At 77.8% G+C, this 1,168-nt stretch carries 1 protein-coding gene and 1 pseudogene; one reads left to right on the top strand and one right to left on the bottom strand.

Going from position 1 to position 1,168, the window contains the following annotated elements:
- Positions 1–430, top strand: a pseudogene (locus MXD58_RS25065) (hypothetical protein); the annotation flags it as partial.
- Positions 431–466: 36 nt separating this feature from the next.
- Here MXD58_RS25065 and MXD58_RS25060 read toward each other — a convergent pair.
- The coding region (locus MXD58_RS25060; protein WP_250610091.1) for a glycosyltransferase family 4 protein at positions 467–1,168 on the bottom strand (702 nt) is incomplete at its 5' end.

Below are 1,168 nucleotides of genomic sequence, written 5' to 3'. Positions count from 1 at the left end.
GTACGACGGGCTGGCCGGCCCGCTCGGCGCCCCCGGCGGCGCCGAGGGCGGCGGGCGGCGCCTGGTCGCGGTCGGCAGCGCCGGCCCGACCGCGGTGCCTGGCCCGTCGATCACCGAGGTCTACTTCACCGGCACCGTCGGGATGCCCCAGGGCCTGTTCATCGCGGTCCTCGGGCAGGGCGGCGAGCTGAAGGTCACCGTCTGTTACCACCGGCAACTGTTCGGTCCGGGTTCCGTGCCGGCGTTCGCCGACCTCTACCGGGCCGCCTACGAGGAGGTGGCCGCCATCGGCGCGACCAGCTCCCCGCCGGCCGCCCGATCGACCCCGCCGGCTCCGGCGAGGCGTCCGCAGCGATCGTCCAGCCGGCCGGCATCGGTCGGGGTGTCCGACGCCGGCCGCCACCGACGGGGAACCGTCCCCCAGGGATGACACGCGCCGCCGGCGGTGCGCGTCGGCGGCGGTGATCTAGTCGACCGCTATCCCGGCGCCGGCCCGCGCCGGGACGGCGGGCGCGGGGGCCATCGTGCGGCAGGTGGCGAGCAGCAGGTCCGCCCCGGTGGCGGGGCGCAGCCGCGGTTCACCCGCGACGCCGACCCGGGCGAGTGCGATCCGGGCAGCCTGGAGGTCCGCGCCATAGAGAACGGCGACGACCTCCTCGCCGGCGGGGTCCGGCCGGTAGACGAGGTCGGTGCGGCGCAGGGCCGGAAAAGGCGCGCCGGGAGGCAGGGAGAACACGGCATGGGTGAGGTCGTCGTCGCGGCGGCGGCGGTCCGGGTCCGCCGCGGCGGGCGCGGCCAGCCGGTCGATCTCGGCGGTGACCACCCGGGCGAGCAGCTCGGCGCTGGCGTCCCAGGTGAACCCGGTCGCCCAGGCCCGCGCGCCCGCGCTCAGCCGCGCCGCTGCCACCGGGTCAGACAGCTCCCGCAGCGCCGCGTCGATCGCCGGCTCCAGCCCGGCGCCGTCCTCGACGAGCCAACCCGTCGTCCCGTCCCGCACGGCGTCGCGCAGGCCGGGGACGCGGAACGCGACGGCGGGCACGCCGAGTGCCGCCGCCTCCAGCACGGACAGACCCCAGCCCTCGCCATGCGAGGGGTTCACCGTCAGCCACGCCGAGGCGAGCAGCTGGTCGCGCACGTCCGCGGCGACATGGCCGTGCCAGCGCACGAC

Origin of the sequence: Frankia sp. AgKG'84/4, from assembly GCF_023242965.2 — a bacterium.
Classification (GTDB): domain Bacteria; phylum Actinomycetota; class Actinomycetes; order Frankiales; family Frankiaceae; genus Frankia.
Note: the sequence above shows the minus strand (reverse complement) of the source record. Positions and strands in the feature narration are given on the sequence as shown.